The 5,610-nt window shown below is 69.1% G+C and carries 5 protein-coding genes and 1 pseudogene; 3 read left to right on the top strand and 3 right to left on the bottom strand.

Features of this window, described 5'->3' with window-relative positions; translation table 11 throughout:
* Nucleotides 1–1,009: HD-GYP domain-containing protein (locus tag AC27KI_RS17735; RefSeq protein WP_487115018.1), on the top strand; the 1,009-nt coding region annotated here is incomplete at its 5' end.
* Between the two features lie 39 nt (nucleotides 1,010–1,048).
* On the opposite strand, the gene plsY is transcribed toward AC27KI_RS17735, so the two are convergent.
* From plsY to AC27KI_RS17750, 3 genes are all read right to left on the bottom strand, one after another.
* On the bottom strand, nucleotides 1,049–1,684 hold the full coding sequence (plsY, locus tag AC27KI_RS17740; protein WP_317358455.1) for a glycerol-3-phosphate 1-O-acyltransferase PlsY: 636 nt from the start codon (nucleotides 1,682–1,684) through the stop codon (nucleotides 1,049–1,051).
* Nucleotides 1,685–1,791: 107 nt separating this feature from the next.
* Nucleotides 1,792–2,295: an aminoacyl-tRNA deacylase gene (locus AC27KI_RS17745; protein ID WP_284412002.1), complete on the bottom strand. Its 504-nt coding sequence runs from the start codon at nucleotides 2,293–2,295 to the stop codon at nucleotides 1,792–1,794.
* The gene (locus tag AC27KI_RS17750; protein ID WP_284398709.1) at nucleotides 2,292–3,353 is read right to left on the bottom strand and encodes an aldo/keto reductase; all 1,062 of its coding nucleotides are present in this window, start codon (nucleotides 3,351–3,353) and stop codon (nucleotides 2,292–2,294) included. The genes AC27KI_RS17745 and AC27KI_RS17750 overlap by 4 nt, the downstream gene beginning before the upstream one ends.
* A gap of 172 nt (nucleotides 3,354–3,525) precedes the next feature.
* On the opposite strand from AC27KI_RS17750, the gene AC27KI_RS17755 reads away from it, so the two are divergent.
* Together AC27KI_RS17755 and prfB are read left to right on the top strand one after the other, a co-directional pair.
* The gene (locus tag AC27KI_RS17755) at nucleotides 3,526–4,479 is read left to right on the top strand and encodes an alpha/beta fold hydrolase (protein WP_487115021.1); all 954 of its coding nucleotides are present in this window, start codon (nucleotides 3,526–3,528) and stop codon (nucleotides 4,477–4,479) included.
* Nucleotides 4,480–4,665: 186 nt separating this feature from the next.
* A pseudogene (prfB, locus tag AC27KI_RS17760) lies at nucleotides 4,666–5,610 on the top strand (peptide chain release factor 2); the annotation flags it as partial.

Genomic DNA, 5,610 nt, shown 5'->3' on the forward strand with positions numbered 1-5,610 from the left:
CCCCCCCAGCGCCGGCGAGCCGTCCGACAGCGAATACGAAGACCTGCTCGGACTGTGGTCGGACCTGGAATCCGCCCTGGCGGTGATCCTCTCGCGGCCCCTGCAGGTGCACGACTTTCCCGCCAAGGTGCGCCAGTGCGACCGGTGGCTGCAGGAACTGGTGGCGCACGACATCGACGCGGCGCTGTACCTGATGTTCCAGCTGGCCTCCACCTCCACGGTGGGCTACAGCACCTCGCACGCCCTGGTGTGCGGCACGCTGTGCCACATCCTCGCGCACGAGCTGCAGCTGCCCTCCCTGGAGCGCGACAGCCTGGTGCGGGCCGCGATCACCATGAACATCGGCATGACCGCGCTGCAGGACGAGCTGGCCAGCCAGCGCGAGCGGCCCAGCCCCGCGCAGCAGGAGGCCATCGAGGCGCACCCGCTGCGCAGCATGACCCTGCTGGAACAGCTGGACGTGAAGGACCCGCTGTGGCTGGACGTCGTGGGCCAGCACCATGCGCCGTTGGCCGAGACGCAGCCGCTGGCGGGCATGCCCGCCGAGGACCGGCTCAGCCGCATCCTGGGAACGATCGACCGCTACGCCGCGATGATCAGCCCGCGCAAGTCGCGTGCGGGCCGCAGCGCCACGGACTCGGTGCGCGCCATCGTGGGCCAGGACGTGGACCGGCGCGACGAAGTCACCTATGCGCTGGTGCGCGCCGTCGGGCTGTGCCCGCCCGGCACCTTCGTGCGGCTGGACAACGGCGAGACCGCGCTGGTGCTGCGCCGCAGCGAGAAGGTCAACGCCCCCCTGGTGGCCAGCCTGCTCGACCGCGACGGTGAGCACCTGGCCCAGCCCCGGCTGCACCAGACGGCCAGCGGCCGGCCACGCATCCAGTCGGCGCTGGCCCGACCCGCGGTGAAGGTGGAGATCAACCACCGCACGCTGGTGCGCCTGGGCCACTACGCGGCCCAGCACAGCAGCGGGCTGATGGGGTTGGTGAGCACGGCCGGCCGGCCCTGACCGGGCGGCTCCCCCCCGCCTGGCTCCGTTCCCTTCGATTCAGGGCTTTTTCTTCTTCTGGCCCAGCCGGGATTCGGTGCCGGCCATGAGGCGGCGGATGTTTTCGCGGTGCCGCCACACCAGCAGCGCCGACATGGCGGCGATGGCCACGCCGATGGTCGCCTCGGTGTACCAGAGCACGCCGCCGAACATCACGTAGTACAGCGGCGCGAACACGGCCGCCGCGAGCGACGCGCCCGAAGAGTATCGAAAGAAGAACGCGATGATGACCCAGGTCAGCAGCGTGGCCAGCCCCAGCCATGGGCTGATGCCGACCAGCACGCCCAGCGCCGTGGCCACGCCCTTGCCGCCCTCGAAGCGGAAGAACACGGGCCACAGATGCCCGAGGAATGCCGCCAGGCCCACCAGCGCCACCGTGCCGTCCTCCAGGCCATGGGGCTTGCCGAAGGCCTGCACCAGCACCACGGGCAGCCAGCCCTTGACCGCATCGAGCAGCAGCGTGATCACGGCCGCGGCCTTGGAGCCGGAGCGCAGCACGTTGGTGGCGCCGGGGTTCTTGCTGCCATAGGTGCGGGGATCGTTCAGGCCCATGGTGCGGCTCACGATGACGGCGAACGACAGGGAGCCCAGCAGGTAGGCGGCCACGGTGGCCAGGAGGCAATAGACGGTGGTCAAGGTAGGAATTCCTTCAGGATGCGGGCGTCACGAGAGGCCGGTGGCGGGCGCCACGGGGGGCCGGTGGCCGGCGCCCCGAAGGCGCGGCCCCGGTTCGGCGGGGCGGCCTATTCTGCCAGCGCGCACTGCACCGGTTTGGCACCGAGCTGCTGCACGCACACCTGCGGATCGATCTGCACCAGAAAGCCCCGGCGGCCGCCGTTGATGGCGATGCGCGGCAGCGCGAGGATGCTTTCCTCGATGTACACCGGCATGTCGCGCCGCGTGCCGAACGGCGAGGTGCCGCCCACCAGATACCCGCTGTGGCGGTTGGCCACCTCGGGCTGGCAGGGCTCGACCGACTTGGCGCCGATCTGGCGGGCCAGGTTCTTGGTGGACACCTTGCGGTCGCCGTGCATGAGCACGATGAGGGGTTTTGCATCCTGGTCCTGCATCACCAGCGTCTTGACGACGACGTGCTCGTCCAGCCCCAGGCTGGCCGCGCTGTGCGCGGTGCCGCCGTGCTCCACGTAGTCGTAGGGGTGCTCGGTGAAGGCCACGCCCTGGCGCCGCAGCCACTGGGTGGCCGGGGTTTCGCTCACATGGGCGGCCTTGGCGGCCTTCTTGCTCACAGTGCCGGGTCTCGCAGTTCCCAGCGGACCGCGTCGATGGCCGCGAGCAGCTCGGGCGAGAGCACCGTGCCCCAGGCATCGAGGTCTTCGTCCAGCTGGGCCAGCGAGGTCACGCCGATGATGGTGCTGGCCACCTGCCACTTGGTGTAGCAGAACGCCAGCGCCATCTGCGTGGGCGTGAGGCCGTGCTCGCGCGCCAGCGCGTTGTAGCGGCGCGAGGCCTCCAGCGCCTCGGGGCGGCCCCAGCGCTGCTTGCGCACCGATTCGTAGCTGGCGATGCGCGCGCCCTTCGGCGCACCGGCGCCGGTCGTGCCGCTGGCGTCGTACTTGCCCGTCAGCAGCCCGAAGCCCAGGGGCGAATACGCCAGCAGCGACACGCCCAGGCGGTGGCAGGACTCGTCCATGCCGTTTTCCCAGGTGCGGTTGATGAGGCAGTACGGGTTCTGCACCGTGGCCACGCGCGGCAGGCCGTGCTGCTCGGCCAGCCGCACGAACTCGTGCACGCCGTAAGGCGTTTCGTTGGACAGGCCGATGGCGCGCACCTTGCCGGCCTGCACCAGCCCGGCCAGCGCCTGCAGCTGGTCGTGGATGGGGGTGGCCGAGGTTTCCTTGGCGGGGTCGTAGTACACCGTGCCGAACGCGGGCACGTGGCGCTCGGGCCAGTGGATCTGGTAGAGGTCGATCACGTCGGTCTGCAGGCGGCGCAGGCTGGCGTCGCAAGAGGCCACGATGTCGGCCGGGGTCATTCCCTTGCCTTCGCGCACCCAGGGCATGCCGCGCGAGGGGCCCGCCACCTTCGTGGCCAGCACCGTCTTTTCGCGGGCGCCGGGGCGGCTGGCGAACCAGCGGCCGATGATGGTCTCGGTGGCGCCGTAGGTCTCGGCGCGCGCCGGCACGGCGTACATCTCGGCGGTGTCGATGAAGTTCACGCCCCGCTCCAGCGAGCGGTCGAGAATGGCATGGGCCGTGGCTTCGTCCACCTGTTCGCCGAACGTCATGGTGCCCAGGCAGATGGGCGTAACCTGGAGCGCGCTGGCGCCCAATGGGATTTTTTGCATGGAGAGAAGACCTACAAGCTGCGGATGGGCTGGGCAGAATAATGGATTTTCCCTGTTCCCGCAGCGAGCGCGCCGCATGCCCGAAGGCCCGCAGCAGGGCCCCGAACGAGCGGGCCGCCCGCTTGTCCCAGCCTTGACTGACGCCGCCGCGCCCTGCGCGAATAATCGCCCGATGTACCAGCCCGCCCGCGCCTCCCAGAGCGAATTCGTCCCCGTCCGCACCCTGCAGTACCACGTTCGCCGCTGGAACGGCGAGCCGTCGCCCGCCTCCGCTTCCCCGTCTTCCCCTTCTCGGCCCCCTCTGGTGCTGATGCACGGCTGGATGGACGTGGGCGCGTCCTACCAGTTCGTGGTGGACGCGCTGTCGCAGGCGTTCTTCGGCGGCCGCATGGTCATTGCCCCCGACTGGCGGGGCTTCGGCCTGAGCCGCCTGCCCGCGCCCTGCGATCACTACGTGTTCGCCGACTACCTGGCCGACCTGGATCACCTGCTGGACCACTACGCGCCCGGCCAGCCGGTCGATCTGGTGGGCCACAGCATGGGCGGCAACGTGTGCATGGCCTATGCCGGCGTGCGGCCCGCGCGCATCCGCCGGCTGGTGAACCTGGAAGGCTTCGGCCTGCCGGCCACCACGCCCGACCAGGCCCCCCGTCGCTACGCGCAGTGGATGGACGAGATCCGGGCGCTGGAGCGCGGCGAGAAATCGCTCAAGGCCTACGACAGCGCCGACGGCGTGGCCCAGCGCCTCATCAAGACCAATCCGCGCCTGTCCGCCGACAAGGCCGCCTGGCTGGCCCGCCAGTGGGCCGCGCCCGACGCGCAGGGCCGCTGGCGCATCCTGGGCGATGCGGCGCACAAGATCACCAGTTCGCAGATCTACCGCGTGGAGGAAGCGCTGGCCCTGTACGACGGCATCACCGCGCCCACCCTCGCGGTGGAGGCCAGCGACGACAGCATGGGCCTGTGGTGGAAGGACCGCTACGACCTGCCCGAATACCACGCCCGCCTGCGCCACGTGCGCGATTGCCGCACCGCCGTGGTCCAGGACGCCGGGCACATGCTGCACCACGACCAGCCCGGCGCGGTGGCGGCGCTGATCGAGTCGTTCCTGAGCACTCCTGAATAAAACAGGCCGCCAGCGCATATTCCACTAGGGCTTCTTGCTATCATTTTTGAAATATCGGCCGGTTTTGCGCCCCGGCAACGGGGCCGGCCGGCTGCGCCCTGCGCCCCGTGGAAGGGCATTGGGGGCGTGCGGCGCATCGCGTGAGAAAATCGCCGGTTATTCCACCGAACACTCAGGACACGCACCATGGACGCAGAACGCATCAACCTCATCGGCAACACCCTCTCCGACCTGACCGTGCGCACGCAAGAGTTACGGAGGTATCTTTGACTTCGATGCCAAATTCGAACGCCTGCGCACGGTAAACGCCTCGCTGGAAGACCCCACGGTCTGGAACGACCCCAAGAAGGCCCAGGAGCTGGGCAAGGAAAAGAAGAGCCTGGACGGCGTGGTGCTCACGCTGGAGCGGCTCACGCGCGAGCTGGCCGACAACACCGAGCTCTTCGACATGAGCAAGGAAGAAGGCGACGACGACGGCCTGATGACCATCGAGGCCGAGACCGCCAAGCTCAAGCCCGAGATCGAGATGCTCGAGTTCCGCCGCATGTTCAGCAACGAGGCCGATCCGCTCAACTGCTTCGTGGACATCCAGGCCGGCGCCGGCGGCACCGAGGCCTGCGACTGGGCGGGCATGCTGCTGCGCCAGTACCTCAAGTACGCCGAGCGCAAGGGCTTCAAGACCACGGTGGAGGACGAAACCCCGGGCGACGTGGCCGGCATCAAAAGCGCCACGATCAAGATTGAGGGCGAATACGCCTATGGCCTGCTGCGCACCGAGACGGGCGTGCACCGGCTGGTGCGCAAGAGCCCGTTCGACTCGTCCGGCGGGCGCCACACCAGCTTCGCCAGCCTGTTCGTCTATCCGGAGATCGACGACTCGATCCAGATCGACATCAACCCGGCCGATGTGCGCACCGACACCTTCCGCGCCAGCGGCGCCCGGCGGCCAGCACATCAACAAGACCGATTCGGCCGTGCGTTTGACGCACATTCCAACCGGCATCGTCGTTCAGTGCCAGGATGGCCGCAGCCAGCACAGCAACCGCGACGTGGCATGGCAGCGCCTGCGCTCGCGCCTGTACGACTTCGAGATGCGCAAGCGCCAGGAAGAGCAGCAGAAGCTGGAAGACA

The organism is Acidovorax sp. KPB24-03, assembly GCF_057546605.1.